Here is a 20,405-nt window from a genome sequence, read left to right as displayed (position 1 = left end):
TACCTGCCGGTTTGTGTTTAGTCCTAATAGCGATCCGTTGTCGTGCTAGGCTGTGGCGCTACGCGCCGACTAGGAGGTTACGGTGACAGTGCACTAAACTTCCATCGACCTCAGGTAACGCGGCCGCACTGCCTTAGCCCTTCACCCGCTCACTGCAAACCCAAGCACCAGCTGCTTCGGGCTCTGCTTGAATTCCTTGATCACCGCGGCCCGGACCTTCTCCGACAGCTCCGGCAGCGGTTTGGCGGTGTAGAGCTTGGGGAAGGTCACCATGACTGACGTCAGCGTGCCGTTGTTCCAGTTGAAGCCGACTGCGGGCCGCACGCCGGTTTCGGCGAGGAGGTCGGCTTCGACAGCCCGGCTGTAGGCAAGTCCGTTTTGAACGGCGTCGACCATCCCGCAGCCGGCGAGGCATGCGATCAGGGGGATCAGCGCGAGGGCTCTCATGGTCGTCCACTCCAGGGTTCAGCGTCCGGCGACGCGCCGTCGCCACGCATGGCGCCTGCCGAGGCTGCAGCGGCCGGCCAGCATGAATGCTGGCCACGGCCGGATCATGGCGCGACGGCGCAAGGTTTTCCAGCTTGACGCGCCGGGACAGGTTAGACTGGCGTGAGCCATCCATGAAGGCGGACAATCGTCAGGCATTGGCGTGCATGGTGCTGATCGCTGTCCTGATGGTCGCGCTCCTGTCGGCCAAGTATCAAGTATGACGACTGCCGGTGGCGCGGACAGTCCGAGACCGAGTGCTTGCGGCAGGCCCGGGACTGCCTCCGGTCGGGCGGCCTTGAGCGAGAATTCCGGTGCGCTAAATTGACCTCGCTACTTGGCGCGGCAGTTTCATGCACTGTCACCGCAACCGTAACCGCCAATGACGAAAGATCCGTCCCTTACCCGCCGGGGGCATCGGCCTCCAGCACGACCTTCGCCACGGGATAACGCCAGTCGTTCTTCGTGTTGTCGGCGGCGGCATCGATGCCTGCCACGATGACCGCACCGAGGATCCCGCCGTTGACGCCGCTGGCCAGACGCGCCTGGCGCGTCGCATCGAAGGGCGCGACCGTGATCATCCGCTTTTGATAGCCGGGCTTTTGGCAGGTCACGGCAAGCGTGCTCGACTGTCCGCGATAGAGCGGCACGCGCACCTTCGCGGGGCTCGTCATGGTTGCGCTGAAACCGGAGGCTTCCAGTGAGCAGGAGGCCCCGGCCATCTCGACCTCGCCTCCTCCGCCGGGATTGTGAAACGTCCGCACTTCCACGAGCTGGTCACCCGCGAACTCGGGCACGCTTGCGTCGGTTCGGCGCTTCGGCTCGTAGACGTCGATTCCTCGGCTGCCCGTGCTCGACCTGATGTCGGTCACGTTGTTCACTGCGAGCGGCGCAGCACACCCGCCAAGACACGCCCCTCCAAGGATGGCCAGCCAGGTGGCCATCCAACGCAAATAGTCCATTTGAGCCCCCCACAGCACCCCTACTGTTGTTGACTAGCGGTAGCAGGGGCCGATCTGGGGAACAATAGCCGCAACCTCAGGGGGAATAGAAACAACTAACAAAAAGCCGGCTTCGTTGCGGGGCGGCCACATTCGCTGTCGTCCCGGCACGCAATGCTCGCATCAGTTGCAGTGGTCGTTGGGCCTTCATGGCAGCTTCTTGGGACAGACACCGGATCATGGCGCGACGGCGCTGCGCTTTACAGCAGAGTTGCCGTGAGGATGCGCGGAAAAACTCATTTCATCAGGTCTCTCAAGGCGATCACCCCTGTCCAGTCCCCCCGCCAAAAATATTCGACTTCACTTTTTCCGAATTCCATGATTGACTGTCCCCATCCCGTGCTCCTCGAGAGGGGCGGATCGCGATCGTCACGGACGTTGGGCGCGGGATGCGGTGGCCGCAGGCGGGTCGCAGCGTGCTTGAGGCGCGCGGACGAACGACTCCGTGCGGACGCGAAATCGCGTGGTCCTGGCGCCCCGAAGCTGGCGCCAAGTCCTGGGGGATGATGACCCCCACGGGCGACGGTGGCTAACAAGCCGGACACCGGGGAGATCGCGTATAAGCGTGAAGACCATCGCGCGGGGAATGCCGGGTTGATCCGGCTGAACCTGTGGTGACTGCCGCCTGCTTTTTCTTCTGCAGGCGGGCCATGGGTTGCGGCCAGCAGCCCGGCATTCCCCGCGCCCTCTGTTTGCTGGAGGGCGAGACCACCGGCACAGCTCGGGCGCGCAAGGCGTCGCGATGACGGTCGAACGCGTCCCCTGCCCCCCCCCCTTCTGCATCGTGATGAGGTTCAGATGATCATGCCGATCGATCGTCCTACGACGGGACTGAGCGCCGTCGCCCGTTGCGTCCCCGCGGTGCAGACGCACGCGGCTTGCAATCACCGGCTGCCGGGAGTGCGCGCACGAACAGCAACAAGATCTTACATGGCGACATCCGACCTGCGCAAAAGCGCCGCGTCCGCGGCGTGTGTTCGCATCTGTGGCCGCACGCGATCGAACCGATGGCGATCGTCGCGGTGCAGCCGCGATCGCGTCAACCGTATCGTGAGGAAGTCCCGATGTCGTCACCCACGCCAACAGAACGGCGGGCCATGCTCGTCCTGCTCGTCGTTCTCCTTCTCGGCAACATCGCCGCCATCATCGCCTGGCCGTCGCATTGCGGCACGAGCCCACGGCTCACGATCGGCGGGGTCATGCTCGCCGGCTGCGGCGAGGCCGACGCAGCCGGTCCTCACCTCGAGGCGATGCAGCGGCCGCATCGGGCGCCCGGGTCGGTTGAAATGGCGAGGGCGCCCTGACATCGTGGCCGTCACCCGTGGTCCGCGATCAGCAGCCCGCCGAGATCGAGCGCAGCGACGCGTTGGCTGCGGCCGCGCCTTGCGGGCTGATGCGCCTCGTCTCGCCCAAGGAGCTTTCCCGATGTCCACCGCCTTCCTCTTGACCTCGCTGATCGTGGTGGCCTCGCCCGGCACCGGCGTGCTCTACACGCTCGCGGTGGCGCTGACGAAGGGGTCGCGGATGAGCGTCGCCGCGGCGTTCGGCTGCACGCTCGGCATCATCCCGGCGATGCTCGCCGCCATCGTCGGCCTCGCGGCGGTGCTGCACACCAGCGCGCTGGCCTTCGCCGCGCTGAAATGGTGTGGCGTTGCGTATCTCTTGTACATGGCCTGGCAGACGCTCGGTGAGCGTGGCGCGCTCTCGGTGGAGGCCAAGGATGACGCGAAGGACGCGGCGCGCTCGGCCGGGCGCGTGGTACTGACCGGCTTTCTGATCAACATCCTCAATCCCAAGCTGTCGATCTTCTTCCTCGCCTTCCTGCCGCAGTTCATCGCCGCGGACGAGGCGCATCCGCTCGCCGCGATGCTGGAGCTGTCGGGCACGTTCATGGCGATGACGTTCGCGGTGTTCGTGGTTTACGGGCTGTTCGCGGCAGCCGTGCGCGATCGCGTTGTCAGCCGCCCCAAGGTGATGGCGTGGCTGCGCCGGGCGTTCGCCGGCGGCTTCGCCCTGCTCGGCGCGCGGCTGGCGCTGAGCGAGCGCTGAGGTGGTCGCGCTGGGGCGGAGCGGTCGCGGATGACGAGACAATCCTCAGCCACACGAAGTTGGTCAATTTGTTACTCGTCATGCCCGGACTTGTCCCGCCTGCGCGGCCGAAGCCGCTTCGGCGCGGCGAAGGCCCGGGCATCCATGTCGTTCCAAGGACGCCGATCGACGTGGATGGCCGGGACAAGCCCGGCCATGACGGTGTGGAGCGAGTGCGCCACAAACCTTAAGCCGCGTACGCGACCGCACTCCGCCGTTAGGCGTACCATCAAAAAGCGAAACCCGCCTGAAGCCATTGGCTCCAGACGGGTCTCATCAGTTCAGCAGTTCACCCGGCAGAGATCAGCCGAACTGGTTCATCGTGTTGTGCGCGCCGCCAGCCTTCAGGGCCTTCTCGCCAGCGAAGTACTCCTTGTGGTCGTCGCCGATGTCGGAGCCGGCCATGTTCTGGTGCTTGACGCAGGCGATGCCCTGGCGGATCTCGGCGCGCTGGACGTTCTTGACGTAGCCCAGCATGCCCTGCTCGCCGAAGTACTCGCGGGCGAGGTTGTCGGTCGAGAGCGCGGCCGTGTGGTAGGTCGGCAGCGTGATCAGGTGGTGGAAGATGCCGGCGCGCTTGGCCGAATCCGCCTGGAAGGTGCGGATGCGCTCGTCGGCTTCCTTCGCCAGCGGGGTGTCGTCGTACTCCGCCTTCATCAGCTCGGCGCGGTTGTACTTGCTGACGTCCTGGCCCGCCTCCTTCATCGCGTCATAGACCTGCCAACGGAAGTTGAGGGTCCAGTTGAACGACGGCGAGTTATTGTAGGCGAGCTTGGCGTTCGGGATCACCTTGCGGATGCGGTCGACCATCTTGGCGATCTGCTCGATATGCGGCTTCTCGGTCTCGATCCACAACAGGTCGGCGCCGTTCTGCAGCGAGGTGATGCAGTCGAGCACGCAGCGGTCCTCACCGGTGCCGGGACGGAACTGGTAGAGGTTGGAGGGCAGCCGCTTCGGACGCAGCATCTTGCCGTCGCGGTTGATGATGACGTCACCGTTGCGGGCGTTCTCGGGCGTGACCTCCTCGCAGTCGAGGAAGCTGTTGTACTGGTCGCCGAGATCGCCGGGCTGGCTCGAGAAGGCGATCTGCTGCGTCAGGCCGGCGCCGAGCGAGTCGGTGCGGGTGACGATGATGCCGTCCTCGACGCCGAGCTCCAGGAAGGCGTGGCGGCAGGCGCGGATCTTGGCCAGGAAGACGTCATGCGGCACGGTGACCTTGCCGTCCTGATGGCCGCACTGCTTCTCGTCCGAGACCTGGTTCTCGATCTGCAGCGCGCAGGCGCCCGCCTCGATCATCTTCTTGGCGAGCAGATAGGTCGCCTCGGCATTGCCGAAGCCGGCATCGATGTCGGCGATCACAGGGACGACGTGGGTCTGGAAGCCGTCGATCTTGGCGATGATCTCGGTCTCCTTCGCCTTGTCGCCGGCCTTGCGGGCCGCGTCGAGGCTGCGGAACAGGTCATTGAGCTCGCGCGAGTCGGCCTGGCGCAGGAAGGTGTAGAGCTCCTCGATCAGCGCGGGCACCGAGGTCTTCTCGTGCATCGACTGGTCCGGCAGCGGGCCGAACTCGGAGCGCAGCGCGGCGATCATCCAGCCGGAGAGATAGAGGTAGCGGCGGTCGGTCTTGCCGAAATGCTTCTTGATCGAGATCAGCTTCTGCTGCGCGATGAAGCCATGCCAGCAGCCCAGCGACTGGGTGTACTTGGTGCTATCATTGTCATAGGCGGCCATGTCGGCGCGCATCACGGCCGCGGTGTAGCGGGCGACGTCGAGGCCGGTCCTGAAGCGGTTCTGCAGGCGCATGCGCGCCACGGCTTCGGCGGTGACGCCGTTCCAGGTCGGGTTGGTCTCGAGCAGCGCACGCGCCGCCTCGACCTCGGCCTGGTAGGACGAGGGGCCCTGGAGAGCCTGGTCGTTCAGTCCACGCGGTTGAAAGTTCATGTCCGTGATCCCTTGGTTAAGGACAACCTGGGACCTGTTGTAAGCACCCGGCGCCGGCGGACCAGACATTGCGCGGAAAACTTGTCACACTTTACAAACTTCTCGTGTATAGCTGTAAGGAGATTACAAGACCGGGATTTGGCCATGACCACCGCCACGGCACGATCGATCTTCATGGGCCCGCGCCTGCGCCGGCTCCGGCGCGAGCTCGGCCTGACCCAGGCCGACATGGCCGCGGACCTCGAAATCTCAGCGCCTTACGTGGCGCTCTTGGAGCGGAACCAGAGGCCGGTGACGGCCGACATGCTGCTGCGGCTGGCGCGGACCTACAAGATCGACCTCGCCGATCTCGCCGGCGACGGCGGGGCCGACCACACCGCGCGGATGCAGTCGGTCCTCAAGGACCCGATGTTCTCCGACATCGACATCCCCGCGCTGGAGATCTCCGATCTCGCCGTCAGCTATCCCGGCATGACCGAGGCGTTCCTGCGCCTCTACACGGCGTATCGCGAGGAGCAGCTCGCGCTGGCCGAGCAGCGCGCTCCGGTGCCGGCCGGCAGCGCGCCCCGCGTTGGCAATGACGGCTTCGACGCCAACGATCCCGTCGCCGATGTCCGCCGCTTCCTCGCCGCCCGCCGTAACAACTTTGCCCAGCTCGACGATGCCGCCGAGCGGCTGGCGCAGGCCATCTTCCAGGGGGCGCCGACGGGGGCTCCGCAGGTCTCCGCCGGGCCGGCCGGCTTCATCGAGCGCTTTCGCGCCCGGCATAATCTCCAGGTCCGCTACATGCCGCCGAACGTGATGCTCGGCTCGCTCAGGCGGCTCGACCTGCACCGCCGTCAGTTGCTGATCGAGGACTCGCTGGACAGCGCGAGCCTGAAATTCGAGCTCGCCCGGCAGCTCGCTTATCTCGAGCTCGACACCGAAATCGGCGCGGCACTCGAGGATGGCAAGTTCGCCAGCAAGACCGCCGAGCTGCTGGCGCGCCGCGCGCTCGCGGCCTACGCGGCGGCTGCGATCATCATGCCCTATTCGATCTTCGCCAAAGCCGTCGATGCCAGGGCCTACGATCTCGAGGCGCTGGCGCGGCAGTTCGGCACCAGCTTCGAGCAGACGGCGCATCGCGTCACCACCCTGCAGAAGCCGGGCGCGGAGCGGATCCCGTTCTTCCTGATCCGCGTCGATCCCGCCGGCAACGTGTCGAAGCTGCTGGACGGCGCCGGCTTCCCGTTCGCCCGCCATGGCGGCGCCTGCCCGCTGTGGTCGGTGCACGGCATCTTCAAGACGCCGCGCCAGATCGTGACGCAATGGCTGGAGCTGCCCGACGGCCGCCGGTTCTTCTCGATCGCCCGCACCGTGACCGCCGGCGGCGGCTCCTATGGCGCCGTCCGCGTCGAGCGGGCGATTGCGGTCGGCTGCGCCGCCGAGCATGCTGGCCAGCTGATCTATACCCGGGACGGCCACGGGCCTGACGCCGACGCGCCGACCCCGATCGGCGTCGCCTGCCGGGTCTGCCACCGGCCGAAATGCGCGGCACGCTCCGCGCCGCCGATCGGGCGCGAGATCCTGCCGGACGATTTCCGGACGTCGTCGGTTCCGTTCGGGTTTTCGGCGGATTGAGCAGGGGATGGTCGTGGAACCAGGAACTGGTCCGCATCCCTGGCGCGAGCGAGAATCCGCCGGATCGGGCTGCAAATCGGCCCGGGACGCCATGCCCCTTGACGGAACAGCCATAAACCGGACAAAGATTGCGCCAAAATGTCGCGGCGGAGGTTGGCCATGAGATACGTCGACGGCGTTGTGATGTTCCTCAGCCTGTGGCTGCTGGCATCGATGGTTCTGGACGCCGTGACGCCGCCCGAGCTGAACTTCTACATGATCGGCCCGATCATTGCGCCGGCCGCGATCATCACCGGCTTCCTGTACTGGCTCCGCATCCCCTCCCGCGACTTCGTGCTGGCGTCCGCAGCCATCTGGATGGTCTGCGAGATGACGATGGAGATGGTCACCCCCAAGCCGCTGTCGCCGCTGCTGGCGGTGGCCGCCGTCGCGCCGCTGCTGGTGGCCGGCATCCTCCTGCACGTCCAGCACTGGCGCCAATCGCGCGGCCGCTTGCCACCGCCCGCTTCGACGCCGACGACCAATCTGCCAGGCTCCTCCAACGCGATGTCGAGCCGGCGGCCGTTCTGAGCCGCGCGACGCCGCGGCAATGGCGGATAGCGTGCAGATTTTCCGTTGTTCTACGGGATCGAATGTTTACGAGGAAATCAGAAACCCCCTCTTAAGTTCCGCGGGTCCATCTGTAGCCGACACACCAGCCGCGCGGGGACCATGCTGAACGAACTTCTCGTGATCGAAGATGCCGACGTTCATCTGTCGATCCTGCGCAAGATCGCCGTGCAGGCAGGCTTTGCGACGACCGGCGTGAACTCGGTCGACGGCGCGATGAGCGTGCTGCGCCGGCGCAATTTCGAATGCATCACGCTCGACCTGAATCTCGGCGAGCGCTCCGGCACCGAGGTGTTGCAGCTGTTGGCGGACATCAAATCCCGCACCCCGGTGCTGATCATCAGCGGCTCCGACGATCAGACCCGCGACGTCACGGTCCGCGCCGGCAAGATCCTCGGCCTGAACGTCTATCCGCCGTTCTCCAAGCCGGTCGACCTCGCTTTGCTCCGACAGACGCTGCGCCAGATCGCCGCCGACACCGACCGGCAGCGCCTCGTCAAAGCCAGCATCCGCTAGCCCGAACGCACGCTCGTTTTCCCGCTTGATCCAGATCAAGGCGCCATACCTCTGCCGCTTGTTGGCTGCAGAGGGGCGAGCGGAAATGAGATGCGATGACGGCAGCGAATTCGGCCAGCGAAGCAGAAGCAGTTGTGAACGAGGCGACGCCCTATGAGCTCGTCGGCGGCGAAGCCGGCGTGCGCCGTCTGGCGGAGCGCTTTTACACCATCATGGACCAGGAGCCCGGCGCCAGCCGCATCCGCGCGATGCACGACGCCGATCTCGGTCCGATCAAGCAGTTGCTGTTCGAATTTCTCAGTGGATGGCTGGGCGGGCCAGCGCTTTATTTCGAGCGGGCCGAACATCGCTGCATCATGTCCGCGCACCGTCCGTATCCGATCGGCGACGCCGAGCGCGACGAGTGGATGACATGCATGCGCCGCGCGATGTTCGATTGCGACATCACCGGCGACATGTATGCGTTGCTGGATCAAGCGTTCCTGCGGATGGCGAACGCGTTCCGGAGCCGCAAGGCGAGCTGACAGGAACACCCGTCAGCCCGACTTGGTGGCGGCCTCCCGCGCCAGACGCTCGGCCCTGAGCCGCTCGCGGTTGGCGTAAAAGGCCCGCTGGGCCGCCTCGTGATCGCGCATGGCCTGCTCGGCATCAGCCCTGCGGGTGGCGTCACGCGCCCGACGCTCTTCCGGCGTGAGGACGCGAGGCTGTCTGTCTGTGCTATCGTAAGGCATGGGCAGATAACGCCCAAGCGGCCGGGATGTTCCCAGCATACGATGGTTCAGTCCGACTTTCGTGGAAACAGCTGGTCGCGGATGTAGCGCGACGTCGGCGTCAGGCTGAGTCCGTAGGGCTTTTGCCACACCGCGCGGTCGATCTCCTTCTTGTCTCCGATCTCCAGGCGCCCTTTGGCATGCTTGGCGATGAAGATGGCGTCGCTCATCTTGCGACCCGAGCGCTTGTTTTTGGCGGTGACTTCCTTCCATAGCCGCAGCCGGCCGAGCTTGAGCTTGGGAAGCTCCTCCTTGATTTCGCGCTTCAGGCAGTCCTTCGCCGTCTCCTGCGCGCGTTTGCGGCCACCCGGAAACATCCAGCGCCCGTCGGCCCGGCGCCGGACCAGGAGAACCCTTCCGCCCTTGGCGGCAACCAGCTTGGACGCCTTGGTCATGGCCCCGGAGCTCTCACCTCTCGAACAGTGACGAACAATGAAGTGGAGTCTATCAAGATTCGCTCCAACTCCCGCTCCGGAGCTTTGCGGAGATTCGGCCAGAGCTCCGCAGCGGCCAACCAAGCTCACTGCAGCGCTCCGACCGTCGGCAGCGCTCAGTAGCAGGAGCGCGGATCGACCGCCACATACTCTCCCGACGGATATCGATAGTAGCAATTGCCCTGCGACAGATAGTAGCCTGGTCGCGCCGCAGCCGTAGCGCCGGCGATCGCGCCGGTGGCACCACCAAGCACGGCGCCCGCCGCGGCACCGCCCGCCTTGCCGGTGAGGATACCGCCGAGCACCCCGCCGATGATCGCGCCCCCGAGCGCGCTAGCGCCCGGATCGACTTCGGCCGGAGGCGGCGCCGGCTCGTAGGCAACCGGCGGGGGCGCCTCGTAGGCCGCCGACGGCGCATAGACCACATCGTCAGCATAGTCCTCCGACACGTAGGTCGGCGGCCCTTCCATGGGCTCGGGATAATAGTACCAGACGCCGCCGACGTCCCACCACCAGCCTGGGCGGCCGTTGTGAACCTCGTGCCGCCATCGGCCACCCTCCCAGCCGACGCGGCCGCGATAAGACTGCCCACCATAGTCGCGCACCGCGACCCGGCCGTGCGCATAACGCGCATCCGGTCCCCGCCCGGCCATCGCCGGACCAGGGCCCGGGCCGTGGCCCGCTGCGTAGCCCTGACCGGCTCCCGGCGGACGTCCCTGAGGCCCAACGGCAGCCCGCGGCGGTGCGCCCGGCTGTGCTCCCTGCGGCTGGCCGGCCATGGGGCCGGCTTGCCGCGGGATCTGGACATGGGGCTGGCCGGCCGGTTGCCCTCCCTGGGTCGGCGCTTGGCGAATGACACCCGGCGGGCGGGCCTGGGGCGAATGCCCGGGGCCAGGACCAGCCTGGTCCGGGGTTTGCGCCCAGGCTTGGGCGGGGATCACGACCGCGGTCAGGATCACGATCGCGGACAGCCACCGTGTGCTCTGGTTGGACAACGTCATTCTCCCCTACCCTTGATCGCCCGCCGTCTGCGCTGGTTGCCGCGCACGCGGGGTGTGATGCGGATTGATGATCCCGGATCGCCGGCTTCGGCGTGGATGGTCCGGACACACCATAGTTTGCGCGACAAACGGGTAAAATCCCGACGATTTTGCGGCCAAGTCAACCTGCTGCCGTCAACCTGCTGCCGTCAGGTTAACCGAGACGCCGGCTGATTCGCCGCTCCGATCATGCAAACTCGCCGGCGCGGCCTTGCCGATCCGGTACGGGCAGATCGGCGGTCACCGGTCGGGCACGATCACATTGCAGTTGGTTCGTCCCGACATCAGGCAGTCCTGCATCCGGCTTGCGGAGGTCAGGCTGCGGGCCAGCCACAAGCCGAAGGCCACGACGAGCGCCGCGAACACGAGTGCCGCCACGGCGCCACGTCTATCCGGCCCCTGCGTACTCATCGCCGGTGCGCCTAGGCGGCACGCAGGCCAGCGGCCTCACCGTGCGGTTGCTGCTGCTGGCGCGATGCCGGCGAGATCGATTCGATCCGGGTACAGCTCGTCACCCAGAACAGCTGCCCGCATTCCCATTCGGAACCCAGCACACCGGCCGAAACGGGCCTCGGGCGGGCGAGGACCGCCGTCATCACGCATGCGCTGACCACGAGAGCGACGAGCGCGAGGCCGAGCGCCATGCGCCCGCGGCGAACAGAGGTCATGCCGGTCAACTCCGTTGGATGTCGCACCCGGGCGGTGCGCTGGTGCCCGCGAGGCGTGAAGCGACTCACGGCCGGCCGACCTGCGTCAGCGACGGGGATGGTTACATAGCCTCCGGCGAGCGCCATGCAAGCGCCAGGCAGGACGGATGTGGAGGAGCGGCGATAAAGCATTTGTCATCGACGCATGCGATCCTATACACACGGGCTCGCGTCGGCCTCCGCTCGTGTTCACGATCTCGTGGAAGAATTGCCTGGCGGCGCGTGCAGCCCCTGACCGACCACACCCTGATCGAACACCCAAATAGCGAAGTGACGACGTCTCCATGAGAGGATTCAAGGAACCTGGATTTGCCGATCGGCAGAAGGCCGCGCAGCAGGCCCGCCAGAGCATCGTGCAGAAGTTCAAATCGCAGCCGGGACCGGACGATCCCGAAGTCGTGAAGCGACGGCAGGAGCGCGAGGCCGCCGCCGCCCGCCGCGAGCAGCAGCGATTGGAGCGCGAGGCCGCCAAGGCTGAGCAGCAGCGTCTCGAGGAAGAGGCCAAGGCCGCCGAGAGTGCCCGGCTTGCGCGCGAGGCGGAAGAAGAAGCCGCCCGCTTGGCCGAGATGGAAGCCGAGCAGAAGGCGAAGCGTGATGCGCGCTACGCCGCGCGCAAGGCCCGTGGAAAGAAGAAGTAAGCAGCGACGCCGCCGCCACCAGACCTGCGCGTCGTCGCGTCCGGCATCGCGCGACTCCTCAATTCATCGGCGATGGGACTGATACGGTCGTCCCATCGCACGATGCCGTGCGAGACGAGCTAGTTCTTCTTCATCATGCCGTCGTCCTTCTTCATCCCGTCCTTGGACATGGCATCGTCCTTCTTCATGGCGTCTTTCGCCATCGAGTCCCTCTTCATGCCGTCGTGGGACATCGCGCCCTTTTTCATCCCATCGTCCTTGCTCATCTTGTCTTCCGCGAAGGCCGCCGGCGCGACGGCCACGTTGAACGCGAGGGCGGCAGCGGAGATACCGAGGATGAGGCGGCTACGATTGGTCATGATGATCGCTCCTTCGTATGACGGGGTTCGACGGCGACGGACGCGCCGTTCTTGGATATCGACGTTCCGATGAAGGCGATTGTTACGAGCGCGGGCGAGAATTTTGTTCGATCAAATTTGACTCGAATGCGTCCCGTTCCGGAATCGAGGACACAATTTTGCCCGGCAAGATCATGTTAGTACAACCGCGCAAGGGATTCACAGGCCGGTACGTGCGCCGCAGCAATATGTCGCTTCCCATGCATTTGGCCTCGAACGAACTGTCTAGTTCGGCTAGAGGTAAGCTCGACAGATTGGCTGGTATAAGTCACGCCAACGAACCGGGTCGGGAACCCAACCAGAAGTTGTTCAGGGGAAATCTCATGCTCACACGCCGTCATGTCATCGCATCCGCGCTCGCTGCGCCGGCCATGCTGCGTTTTGGAACCGGTACGGCCCACGCAGCAACGACGCTGAAGATCTCTCACCAGTTTCCCGGCGGCACCATCGACAAGGGCGATTTCCGCGACCGGCTCTGCCGGGTGTTCTCCGAGGAGGTTGCGAAGCGCTCCGGCGGCGAGATCGCGACCGAGATCTATCCCAACTCCTCGCTCATCAAGACCGTCGCGCAGTTCTCGGCCATGCGGAAGGGCGCGCTCGACATCAGCCTCTATCCGATGCCTTACGCCGGCGGCGAAGTGCCTGAGACCAACATCGCGCTGATGCCGGGTCTGGTCACGACCTACGACCAGGGCATGCGCTGGAAGAATGAGCCGGTCGGCAAGACGCTGAGCGATTTTCTGGCCGACAAGGGCATCATCCTGCTGACCTGGGTCTGGCAGGCGGGCGGCGTTGCCAGCCGATCTCGGCCGCTGGTGACGCCGGAGGACGCCAAGGGCATGAAGGTGCGCGGCGGCTCGCGCGAGATGGACATGGTGCTGCAGACCGCCGGCGCCTCGGTGCTGTCGGTGCCATCGAACGAAATCTACACCGCGATGCAGACCGGCGCCTGCGATGCCGGCATCACCTCGTCGACCAGCCTGATCTCGTTCCGCCTGGAGGAAGTGTCGAAGGCCCTGACCTCCGGCGCCAAGGCGTCGTACTGGTTCATGCTCGAGCCGCTGATGATGTCCAAGGCCTCGTTCGACAAGTTGCCGAAGAACCAGCAGGACATCCTCCTCGCGGTCGGCGCGGAGATGGAGGCGTTCGGGCGCAAGGGCGCGCAGGACGACGACATCGAAGTTGCCAAGGTCTACGAAAAGGCGGGCGCGAAGGTTGTGGAGCTCGATGTCCAGACCGTCAACAAATGGCGCGACATTGCCCGTGACACGGCCTGGAAGGACTATGGCGGCAAGTCTGCGAACTGCGCCAAGCTCCTCAAGCTCGCTTCCGACGTCGCGGCCTGATTGATGCACGCGCCCGTTATCGATACCGAGGCCACGACAGCCATCGGCGCCAGCGGTCCGCTGGCGCCGCTCCAGCGTGTTGTCTCGCTGCTCAATCGCATCATCGTGGTTCTGGCCGCGTTCGCACTGGTCGCGGCCTGCCTCATCCTGAGCTACAGCGTGGCGGGCCGTGCACTGTTCAAGGCCGCCAACTACTGGCAGGACGAAGCCGCCGTGTTCTTGCTCGTCGGCGCCACCTTCATGACTGCGGCCTATGTGCAGGAGCATCGCGGCCACGTCAGCATCGAAGCCTTCGTTGGGCTGATGTCGCCGCTCGCCAACAAGATCAGGCTCTGGCTGGTCGACGTCGCGAGCTTTTTGTTTTGTGCCTTCTTCACTTGGAAATCCTGGACCCTGACACATGAGGCCTGGGTCGATGGTCAGGTCTCGAATTCGATGTGGTCGCCGCCGCTGGCGATTCCTTACGGCCTGATGGCCGCCGGGATGACCCTGCTGTGCCTGCAGATGCTGCTGCAGATCGTGGCTCCGATGACCGGAGCGCGTCGATGAGCGTGTTCGGAATTGGGGTTGCCTACGGACTCTCGACCCTGTTTGCGATGTTCGCGGGCATGCCGATCGCGTTCGCGCTCGGCGCCGTGGCCGTCGTGTTCATGGCCATCTACATGCCTGCCGCGTCGCTCGATACGGTCACGCAGAACGTCTACGAGGAAATGGCGTCGATCACGCTGCTATCGATCCCGCTGTTCATCCTCAAGGGCGCGGCGATCGGCCGCTCCCGCGCAGGCCAGGACCTCTACTCGGCGCTGCATGCGTGGCTGCATCGCGTGCCCGGCGGATTGGGCGTCGCCAACGTGTTCGCCTGCGCGCTGTTCGCGGCGATGGCGGGGTCATCCCCCGCGACCTGCTCGGCGATCGGCTCGGCCGGAATTCCCGAGATGCGCAAGCGCGGCTATTCCGGCGGCTTCGCCGCCGGCATCATCGCGGCCGGCGGCACGCTCGGCATTCTGCTGCCGCCCTCGATTACGATGATCCTGTTCGCGATCGCAGCGGAGAAATCGCTGGGACGGCTGTTCCTGGCCGGTATCGGCCCCGGGCTGCTGCTGGTGACCCTGTTCGGCGTCTATTCGGTGGTGCGCTTCCGGCAGGAATATGCGCGCGCGAAAGCCGTCTATGAGAAATCGGGCGCGTGGTCGGACATCCTGACCAAGGACGATTTTACGATGGCGCAGCGCTTCTCCGTGCTGCCACGCGTGATTCCGTTCGTGCTGCTGCTGACCGGCGTCATGGTCGCGCTCTATGGCGGCCTCGCCACGCCATCGGAAACAGCCGGTCTCGGTGGCATCCTCGCGCTCGTGCTGATCGCGATCATCTACCGCGTCTGGAGCCCGGCCGATCTCGCGCCCATCATGAAGGCGACGCTGCGCGAATCGACCATGCTGATGCTGATCATCGGCATGTCGCTGCTGTACTCCTACGTGATGAGCTACCTGCACATCTCGCAGTCGGTTGCGGAGTCCATCGTGGCGATGCACCTGCCGCGCTGGGAACTGTTGTTCGCGATCCTGCTGATGGTGGTCGTGCTCGGCTTCTTCCTGCCGCCGGTATCGATCATCCTGATGACTGCCCCGATCATCCTCCCGCCTCTGCGGGCAGCAAACTTCGACATCATCTGGTTCGGCGTGGTGATGACGATCGTGATGGAGATGGGCCTGATTCACCCGCCGGTGGGTCTGAACATCTTCGTCATCAGGAACGTCGCGCCGGACATCCCGCTGCGCGAGGTGATCTGGGGCACGCTGCCGTTCGTCCTGCTGATGATGGCCGCCGTGCTGCTGCTCTGCTTCGTGCCGCAGATCTCGACGGCGCTGCCGGATCTCGTGATGGGGCCGGATCTCAGCCGCTGACACGCGGCGAATGGCGAATAGGGAGTGGCGAATAGGGAATACGGCGAGTCTGCCTTTCCCTACTCGCTATTCGCCCCTTCAGCCATTTGCTGCTCGCATGTTCTTCGCGTTCAGCGCCGCTGCAACACGGCTCACGGGTGGCCGACCGAGCAGCCGGCTCATGTCGTTGGTGGCGGCCAGCAGTTTCGTCATGTCGACGCCGGTGCCGATGCCCATGCCTTCGAGCATGTAGACGACGTCCTCGGTCGCGACGTTGCCAGTCGCGCCCGGCGCGAACGGGCAGCCGCCGAGGCCGCCGGCCGCGGCATCGATGACGCGGACGCCCTCCTCCATGCCCGCATAGAGATTGGCCAGCGCCTGGCCGTAGGTGTCGTGGAAATGCATCGCCAGATGCGTCACCGGCACGTCGTCGCAGACGGCGCGCAGCATCTGCTTTGCCTTGAGCGGCGTCCCGACACCGATCGTGTCACCCAGCGAGACCTCGTAGCAGCCCAGATCCCACAGCGCCTTGGCCACGCCGGCTACGGCCTGCGGCTTGATCTCGCCCTCATACGGGCAGCCCAGCGCGCAGGAGACGTAGCCGCGCACCCTGATGCCGTCGGTCCTGGCGTGGGCGATCACCGGCTTGAAGCGCTCCAGCGACTCCGCGATCGAACAGTTGATGTTGGCGCGGGAGAAGCTCTCGGAGGCCGCAGTGAACACGGAAATCACCTTGGCGCCGGCGGCGCGCGCGGCCTCATAGCCCTTCACGTTGGGCACCAGCACATGGAATTCGCCGGGTAGCGCAGCCACGCTGCGCATGACCTCGTCCGAGCCCACCATCTGCGGGATCGCCTTGGGCGAGACGAAGGCGCCGACCTCGACCGTGGTCAGGCCCGCCGCGACCAGCGCGCGGATGAAGGCGATGCGATCGGCGACGCTGATCGACATCTTCTCGTTCTGCAGGCCGTCCCGCGGGCCCATTTCGATGATGCGCACGCTCTCGCTCATGCCGACCTCTTCGGTTCGAGGATCAGGCGGACGGTTCGAGGTCCGCCAGTTCGACGCCTTCCTGCACGATGTCGCCGACCTTGCACTTGATCGCCTTGAGCCGGCCTGCGAACGGCGCTCGCAGGGTCTGCTCCATCTTCATGACTTCGAGCGTCAGGATCGCCGCACCCTTCTCCAGGACGGCGCCTTCCTGCGCAAGCAGCGCCACGACGGTCCCCGGCAACGGCGCCACGATCTTGTCCTCGCCGGCCTGCTCCTCGTCGTCACCGCCGAACGGATCGATCCAATGCAGATCGAAACGGCCGTTGCGGGTCCGCAGGTACAGCTCATGGCCCTCGATGACGGCCACCACATGGGATTTGACGCCGTCGCACACAAGGTCGAAGCCGCCGTCATCAGTCGGAAGTGCCGAGAACGGGGTCTCACGGCCCTCGATCGACAGGCGCTGCACGCTGGGACCATAGGCCAGCGTGGCGGTCCGCGGTTCATTCGCCGCGCTTTGGCGGAACGAGAACACGCGCTGCCGCAGTCCCACCGGCATCCAACCGGATGCGCGCCACGGCGAGCCTTGCTCCTTGGCCGCGGTCTGCTCGCCGATGAGAATGGCCGCGACGGCGGCACTGAGCTCCAGGTCGCCGGCCACCGCCCCCGACTGGGTCAGATGTGTCAGATGGCGCTCGATGAAACCGGTGTCGATCGCGTTGGCCACGACGTCGGGATGCGTTAGCAGCGACGACAGGAACGGGATGTTGCTGACGATGCCTCGGACGTCGGTGTCCTCAAGGCCGCGGTTGAGCCGCTCGATCGCGACCTCGCGGGTCGGCGCCCAGGCGATCATCTTGGCGAGCATCGCGTCGTAATAGGGCGAGACCACATCCCTCTCGCGATAGCCGGCATCGATGCGCAGGCCGCCGGTTTCAGCGGGAAACCGCCAGGTCTTGATCGTGCCGACTGAGGGCATGAAATTCTTGGCGGGATTCTCCGCGTACACGCGTGCCTCGATGGCATGGCCATGCAAGCGGATCTGGTCCTGCGTCAGCGGCAGCGCTTCGCCGAAGGCGACGCGCAACTGCCATTCGACGAGATCGACGCCGGTGATCAACTCGGTGACGGGATGCTCGACCTGCAGGCGCGTGTTCATCTCTATGAAGAACACGTCGCGGCCGTCGGAGACGAACTCGATGGTGCCCGCCCCGACATAGTTGACCGCGCCGGCCGCGCGACGCGCCGCGGCGCAGACCGTCTCCCGCTGCTCCGGCGTCAGCGTCGGCGACGGCGCCTCCTCGATCACCTTCTGGTGCCGACGCTGCAAGGTGCATTCGCGCTCGAACAGCGACACCAGATTGCCGTGGCTGTCGCCGATGATCTGCACCTCGATGTGGCGCGGGTTCTGGACGAATTTCTCGATCAGCACACGGTCGTCGCCAAACGCCGCCTTGGCCTCGCGCTTGGCGCTGGTGACGGCATCAGCGAGATCGCCGGCTGCATTGACCACGCGCATGCCGCGGCCGCCGCCACCGGCGGAGGCCTTGATCAGAACGGGAAAGCCGATCCGCGCGGCTTCATTGGCGAGCGTCGCCTCGTCCTGCGCCTCGCCGTGATAGCCGGGCACCAGCGGCACGCCGGCCTGCTCCATCAGGAATTTGGAGCCGGACTTGGAACCCATCGCGGTGATCATCGCGGCCGTCGGCCCGACGAACACCAGGCCCGCGTCGAGACAGGTCTGCGCGAATTCGGCGCTCTCGGACAGGAAGCCATAGCCGGGATGAACCGCCTCGGCGCCTGTCTGCCTCGCAGCCTCGATCAAGCGCTCGATGTTAAGATAGGAATCGCGGGCGCGTGCGGGGCCGAGCAGCACCGCCTCGTCGGCGAGCGCGACATGCAGCGCGTTTCGATCCGCCTCGGAGTAGACCGCGACGGTCTTCAATCCCATCGCGCGTGCCGTGCGGATGACGCGCACGGCGATCTCGCCGCGGTTGGCGATCAGGAGCTTGCGAAAACGACGATACAATCCGGGACGAGCCATGATCACATCCTGAACAGGCCGAATTTGGTCGGCTCGACCGGGGCATTGGCGGCGGCAGACAATCCGAGCCCGAGCACAAGGCGGGTATCGGCGGGATCGATCACGCCGTCGTCCCACAGCCGCGCCGTCGCGTAGTAGGGATTGCCCTGGGCCTCGTATTGCGCACGGATGGGGCTCCGGAATTTCTCTTCCTCTTCCGCAGGCCAGCTCTCGCCCTTGGCCTCGATGCCGTCGCGGCGGACCTGGCTCAGCACCATCGCGGCCTGCTCGCCGCCCATCACCGAGATGCGCGCGTTCGGCCACATCCAGAGGAAACGCGGCGCATAGGCGCGGCCGCACATGCCGTAATTGCCGGCGCCGTAGGAGCCGCCGATCACCACGGTGAACTTGGGAACCGACGCGGTCGCGACCGCAGTCACCAGCTTGGCGCCGTCGCGGGCGATGCCGCCGGCCTCGTATTTCTTGCCGACCATGAAGCCGGTGATGTTCTGCAGGAACACCAGCGGAATGTTGCGCTGGCAGCACAGTTCGATGAAATGCGCACCCTTCAGCGAGCTCTCGCTGAACAGGATGCCGTTGTTGGCGATGATGCCGACCGGATGGCCCCAGATGTGGGCGAAGCCGCACACCAGCGTCTGGCCGTAGAGCTTCTTGAACTCGTCGAACTCCGAGCCGTCGACCACCCGCGCGATGATGTCGCGCACGTCGAACGGCTTGCGGCCGTCGACCGGCACGACGCCGTAGATCTCTTCCGCCGCATAGCGCGGCTCGCGCACCTCGCGCATGTTCAGCGCGCTGCGCGCGCCCGGCGGCTTCAGCGTGCCGACGATGCGACGCGCGATGCCGATCGCATGGGCGTCGTTCTGTGCGTAGTGATCGGTGACGCCCGACTGGCGTGAATGCACGTCGGCGCCGCCCAGTTCCTCGGCCGTGACGACCTCGCCGGTCGCCGCCTTCACCAGCGGCGGGCCGCCAAGAAAAATCGTGCCCTGATTGCGCACGATGATGCTCTCGTCCGACATCGCCGGCACATAGGCGCCGCCGGCGGTGCACGAGCCCATCACGATCGCGATCTGCGGGATGCCTTGCGCCGACATCTGCGCCTGATTGTAGAAGATGCGGCCGAAATGCCGCTCGTCCGGGAAGATCTCGTCCTGCAGCGGCAGGAACGCGCCCCCGGAATCGACCATGTAGACGCAGGGAAGGTTGTTCTGCCGCGCGATGTCCTGGGCGCGCAGGTGCTTCTTCACCGTCATCGGGTAGTAGGTGCCGCCCTTGATGGTGGCGTCGTTGGCGACGACGACGCATTCGCGGCCGGCAATGCGGCCGATGCCGGTGACGATGCTCGCCGAATGGACGTCGCCGCCATAGAGCCCGTGCGCGGCCAATGGCGACAGCTCCAGGAACGCCGTTCCAGGGTCGAGCAGCAGGTCCACACGCTGACGCGCCAGCATCTTGCCGCGCGACAGGTGCCGCTTGCGCGAGGCCTCGCCGCCGCCCTCGGCGACCTGCCCCAGCTTCGTCCTGAGGTCGGCGACCAGCGCGCGCATGGCGTCGGCATTGCGGGCGAAATCGGAGGACGATGGATCGATCGTGGAGTGAAGCGTCATGACCGGCGTCTTCGTTGCGAGGCTGGAGGGGGAAGCCGTGGGAGCACGCGTCAGAGCGGTCGCGGCCGTTCAGGCCGCTGAGAGCCCGGGTGTACCATCTTTGCCCGCATGCTGTCCTCCCTGCCCGTCGGCGGCCCGGTCTGCGGCCGTCCGTCCTTCTCGAATTAAACGATCATACGTTTTTAAATTCTATTCTCAAGCGGATTGTTGTAGGGTCCGGGGTGAGCAGCATTTGCTTGAGACCACGGAATTTTCAGACTTCACTACGGGGCCCCTCCCGA

22 protein-coding genes are annotated in these 20,405 nt (G+C 65.7%); 10 read left to right on the top strand and 12 right to left on the bottom strand.

All coding sequences use genetic code 11. The features are described 5' to 3' along the window. Positions 1–141 precede the first annotated feature (141 nt). Positions 142–447, bottom strand: coding sequence for a hypothetical protein (locus QW887_RS03575; protein ID WP_315712035.1), 306 nt, complete (start codon positions 445–447; stop codon positions 142–144). A 440-nt stretch (positions 448–887) separates the two neighbouring features. Then, positions 888–1,448, bottom strand: coding sequence for a hypothetical protein (locus QW887_RS03570; protein ID WP_316164807.1), 561 nt, complete (start codon positions 1,446–1,448; stop codon positions 888–890). Positions 1,449–2,494: 1,046 nt separating this feature from the next. Here QW887_RS03570 and QW887_RS03565 point away from each other — a divergent pair. Then, positions 2,495–2,791, top strand: a complete 297-nt coding sequence (locus QW887_RS03565) for a hypothetical protein (RefSeq protein ID WP_316194178.1) — start codon at positions 2,495–2,497, stop codon at positions 2,789–2,791. Positions 2,792–2,912: 121 nt separating this feature from the next. After that, the gene (locus QW887_RS03560; protein WP_316194177.1) at positions 2,913–3,536 is read left to right on the top strand and encodes a LysE family translocator; all 624 of its coding nucleotides are present in this window, start codon (positions 2,913–2,915) and stop codon (positions 3,534–3,536) included. Positions 3,537–3,878: 342 nt separating this feature from the next. On the opposite strand, the gene QW887_RS03555 is transcribed toward QW887_RS03560, so the two are convergent. Continuing rightward, a complete protein-coding gene (locus QW887_RS03555) occupies positions 3,879–5,516 on the bottom strand; it encodes an isocitrate lyase (protein WP_315751623.1) in 1,638 nt (545 codons plus the stop codon). Between the two features lie 144 nt (positions 5,517–5,660). Here QW887_RS03555 and QW887_RS03550 point away from each other — a divergent pair, with 144 nt between their 5' ends. The 4 genes from QW887_RS03550 to QW887_RS03535 all read left to right on the top strand — a co-directional run bounded on the left by QW887_RS03550 (position 5,661) and on the right by QW887_RS03535 (position 8,785). Beyond that, a complete protein-coding gene (locus QW887_RS03550) occupies positions 5,661–7,136 on the top strand; it encodes a short-chain fatty acyl-CoA regulator family protein (RefSeq protein WP_315826916.1) in 1,476 nt (491 codons plus the stop codon). Positions 7,137–7,295: 159 nt separating this feature from the next. After that, complete coding sequence (locus QW887_RS03545; RefSeq protein ID WP_315712044.1) at positions 7,296–7,706, top strand: hypothetical protein; 411 nt, start codon at positions 7,296–7,298, stop codon at positions 7,704–7,706. 141 nt (positions 7,707–7,847) lie between these two features. Continuing rightward, positions 7,848–8,261, top strand: a complete 414-nt coding sequence (locus tag QW887_RS03540; RefSeq protein ID WP_315712626.1) for a response regulator — start codon at positions 7,848–7,850, stop codon at positions 8,259–8,261. A 95-nt stretch (positions 8,262–8,356) separates the two neighbouring features. Continuing rightward, on the top strand, positions 8,357–8,785 hold the full coding sequence (locus tag QW887_RS03535) for a group II truncated hemoglobin (protein WP_315712045.1): 429 nt from the start codon (positions 8,357–8,359) through the stop codon (positions 8,783–8,785). A gap of 12 nt (positions 8,786–8,797) precedes the next feature. Here the strand turns inward: QW887_RS03535 and QW887_RS03530 are convergent, their stop codons facing one another. The 5 genes from QW887_RS03530 to QW887_RS03510 form a co-directional block, all read right to left on the bottom strand. Then, positions 8,798–8,992, bottom strand: a complete 195-nt coding sequence (locus QW887_RS03530; protein ID WP_315712046.1) for a hypothetical protein — start codon at positions 8,990–8,992, stop codon at positions 8,798–8,800. Between the two features lie 47 nt (positions 8,993–9,039). Next, on the bottom strand, positions 9,040–9,426 hold the full coding sequence (locus QW887_RS03525; protein WP_315712048.1) for an NUDIX hydrolase: 387 nt from the start codon (positions 9,424–9,426) through the stop codon (positions 9,040–9,042). Positions 9,427–9,581: 155 nt separating this feature from the next. Continuing rightward, a complete protein-coding gene (locus tag QW887_RS03520; RefSeq protein ID WP_410052599.1) occupies positions 9,582–10,466 on the bottom strand; it encodes a hypothetical protein in 885 nt (294 codons plus the stop codon). A gap of 279 nt (positions 10,467–10,745) precedes the next feature. Continuing rightward, positions 10,746–10,916 (bottom strand): hypothetical protein, encoded by a 171-nt coding sequence (locus QW887_RS03515; RefSeq protein ID WP_315751625.1) that lies wholly within the window; start codon positions 10,914–10,916, stop codon positions 10,746–10,748. An 11-nt stretch (positions 10,917–10,927) separates the two neighbouring features. Next, positions 10,928–11,173 carry a hypothetical protein gene (locus QW887_RS03510; RefSeq protein ID WP_315712050.1) on the bottom strand — a complete coding sequence of 82 codons (246 nt, stop codon included), beginning with the start codon at positions 11,171–11,173 and terminating at the stop codon, positions 10,928–10,930. Between the two features lie 323 nt (positions 11,174–11,496). Between QW887_RS03510 and QW887_RS03505 the strand changes: the two genes are divergently transcribed. Further along, positions 11,497–11,850, top strand: coding sequence for a DUF6481 family protein (locus QW887_RS03505; RefSeq protein WP_315712052.1), 354 nt, complete (start codon positions 11,497–11,499; stop codon positions 11,848–11,850). Between the two features lie 119 nt (positions 11,851–11,969). Here QW887_RS03505 and QW887_RS03500 read toward each other — a convergent pair whose 3' ends face one another. Further along, the gene (locus QW887_RS03500; protein ID WP_315712053.1) at positions 11,970–12,209 is read right to left on the bottom strand and encodes a pentapeptide MXKDX repeat protein; all 240 of its coding nucleotides are present in this window, start codon (positions 12,207–12,209) and stop codon (positions 11,970–11,972) included. A gap of 362 nt (positions 12,210–12,571) precedes the next feature. On the opposite strand from QW887_RS03500, the gene dctP reads away from it, so the two are divergent. From dctP to QW887_RS03485, 3 genes are read left to right on the top strand one after another with little or no spacing between them, the layout of a single operon-like run. After that, positions 12,572–13,594 carry a TRAP transporter substrate-binding protein DctP gene (gene dctP / locus QW887_RS03495; RefSeq protein ID WP_315712055.1) on the top strand — a complete coding sequence of 341 codons (1,023 nt, stop codon included), beginning with the start codon at positions 12,572–12,574 and terminating at the stop codon, positions 13,592–13,594. 3 nt (positions 13,595–13,597) lie between these two features. After that, on the top strand, positions 13,598–14,143 hold the full coding sequence (locus QW887_RS03490) for a TRAP transporter small permease (RefSeq protein ID WP_315712056.1): 546 nt from the start codon (positions 13,598–13,600) through the stop codon (positions 14,141–14,143). Further along, on the top strand, positions 14,140–15,498 hold the full coding sequence (locus QW887_RS03485) for a TRAP transporter large permease (RefSeq protein ID WP_315712058.1): 1,359 nt from the start codon (positions 14,140–14,142) through the stop codon (positions 15,496–15,498). The genes QW887_RS03490 and QW887_RS03485 overlap by 4 nt, the downstream gene beginning before the upstream one ends. Before the next feature lie 78 nt (positions 15,499–15,576). Here the strand turns inward: QW887_RS03485 and QW887_RS03480 are convergent, their stop codons facing one another. The 3 genes from QW887_RS03480 to QW887_RS03470 are packed head-to-tail and all read right to left on the bottom strand — an operon-like array spanning position 15,577 to position 20,124. Continuing rightward, positions 15,577–16,488, bottom strand: a complete 912-nt coding sequence (locus tag QW887_RS03480; protein WP_315712059.1) for a hydroxymethylglutaryl-CoA lyase — start codon at positions 16,486–16,488, stop codon at positions 15,577–15,579. A gap of 22 nt (positions 16,489–16,510) precedes the next feature. Next, entirely contained in the window at positions 16,511–18,514 is a 2,004-nt protein-coding gene (locus QW887_RS03475; protein ID WP_316194176.1) for an acetyl/propionyl/methylcrotonyl-CoA carboxylase subunit alpha, read from the bottom strand. A gap of 2 nt (positions 18,515–18,516) precedes the next feature. After that, on the bottom strand, positions 18,517–20,124 hold the full coding sequence (locus QW887_RS03470; RefSeq protein ID WP_315712061.1) for a carboxyl transferase domain-containing protein: 1,608 nt from the start codon (positions 20,122–20,124) through the stop codon (positions 18,517–18,519). Positions 20,125–20,405 lie beyond the last annotated feature (281 nt).

It is taken from the genome of Bradyrhizobium sp. SZCCHNRI3052 (assembly GCF_032484895.1).
Taxonomy (GTDB): domain Bacteria; phylum Pseudomonadota; class Alphaproteobacteria; order Rhizobiales; family Xanthobacteraceae; genus Bradyrhizobium.
The sequence above is the reverse complement of the archived record's forward strand: the minus strand, read 5'-3'. Positions and strand labels throughout refer to the sequence as shown.

Bases quoted from the DNA above. Each gene is read 5' to 3' on its own strand.
- QW887_RS03555 (WP_315751623.1), bottom strand. From the start codon at position 5,516: ATGAACTTTCAACCGCGTGGACTGAACGACCAGGCTCTCCAGGGCCCC.
- QW887_RS03560 (WP_316194177.1), top strand. From the start codon at position 2,913: ATGTCCACCGCCTTCCTCTTGACCTCGCTGATCGTGGTGGCCTCGCCC.
- QW887_RS03575 (WP_315712035.1), bottom strand. From the start codon at position 447: ATGAGAGCCCTCGCGCTGATCCCCCTGATCGCATGCCTCGCCGGCTGC.
- QW887_RS03515 (WP_315751625.1), bottom strand. From the start codon at position 10,916: ATGAGTACGCAGGGGCCGGATAGACGTGGCGCCGTGGCGGCACTCGTG.
- QW887_RS03520 (WP_410052599.1), bottom strand. From the start codon at position 10,466: ATGACGTTGTCCAACCAGAGCACACGGTGGCTGTCCGCGATCGTGATC.
- QW887_RS03565 (WP_316194178.1), top strand. From the start codon at position 2,495: ATGGCGATCGTCGCGGTGCAGCCGCGATCGCGTCAACCGTATCGTGAG.
- QW887_RS03490 (WP_315712056.1), top strand. From the start codon at position 13,598: ATGCACGCGCCCGTTATCGATACCGAGGCCACGACAGCCATCGGCGCC.
- QW887_RS03530 (WP_315712046.1), bottom strand. From the start codon at position 8,992: ATGCCTTACGATAGCACAGACAGACAGCCTCGCGTCCTCACGCCGGAA.
- QW887_RS03475 (WP_316194176.1), bottom strand. From the start codon at position 18,514: ATGGCTCGTCCCGGATTGTATCGTCGTTTTCGCAAGCTCCTGATCGCC.
- QW887_RS03485 (WP_315712058.1), top strand. From the start codon at position 14,140: ATGAGCGTGTTCGGAATTGGGGTTGCCTACGGACTCTCGACCCTGTTT.
- QW887_RS03480 (WP_315712059.1), bottom strand. From the start codon at position 16,488: ATGAGCGAGAGCGTGCGCATCATCGAAATGGGCCCGCGGGACGGCCTG.
- QW887_RS03540 (WP_315712626.1), top strand. From the start codon at position 7,848: ATGCTGAACGAACTTCTCGTGATCGAAGATGCCGACGTTCATCTGTCG.
- dctP (WP_315712055.1), top strand. From the start codon at position 12,572: ATGCTCACACGCCGTCATGTCATCGCATCCGCGCTCGCTGCGCCGGCC.
- QW887_RS03470 (WP_315712061.1), bottom strand. From the start codon at position 20,124: ATGACGCTTCACTCCACGATCGATCCATCGTCCTCCGATTTCGCCCGC.
- QW887_RS03525 (WP_315712048.1), bottom strand. From the start codon at position 9,426: ATGACCAAGGCGTCCAAGCTGGTTGCCGCCAAGGGCGGAAGGGTTCTC.
- QW887_RS03570 (WP_316164807.1), bottom strand. From the start codon at position 1,448: ATGGACTATTTGCGTTGGATGGCCACCTGGCTGGCCATCCTTGGAGGG.
- QW887_RS03510 (WP_315712050.1), bottom strand. From the start codon at position 11,173: ATGACCTCTGTTCGCCGCGGGCGCATGGCGCTCGGCCTCGCGCTCGTC.
- QW887_RS03505 (WP_315712052.1), top strand. From the start codon at position 11,497: ATGAGAGGATTCAAGGAACCTGGATTTGCCGATCGGCAGAAGGCCGCG.
- QW887_RS03550 (WP_315826916.1), top strand. From the start codon at position 5,661: ATGACCACCGCCACGGCACGATCGATCTTCATGGGCCCGCGCCTGCGC.
- QW887_RS03535 (WP_315712045.1), top strand. From the start codon at position 8,357: ATGACGGCAGCGAATTCGGCCAGCGAAGCAGAAGCAGTTGTGAACGAG.
- QW887_RS03500 (WP_315712053.1), bottom strand. From the start codon at position 12,209: ATGACCAATCGTAGCCGCCTCATCCTCGGTATCTCCGCTGCCGCCCTC.
- QW887_RS03545 (WP_315712044.1), top strand. From the start codon at position 7,296: ATGAGATACGTCGACGGCGTTGTGATGTTCCTCAGCCTGTGGCTGCTG.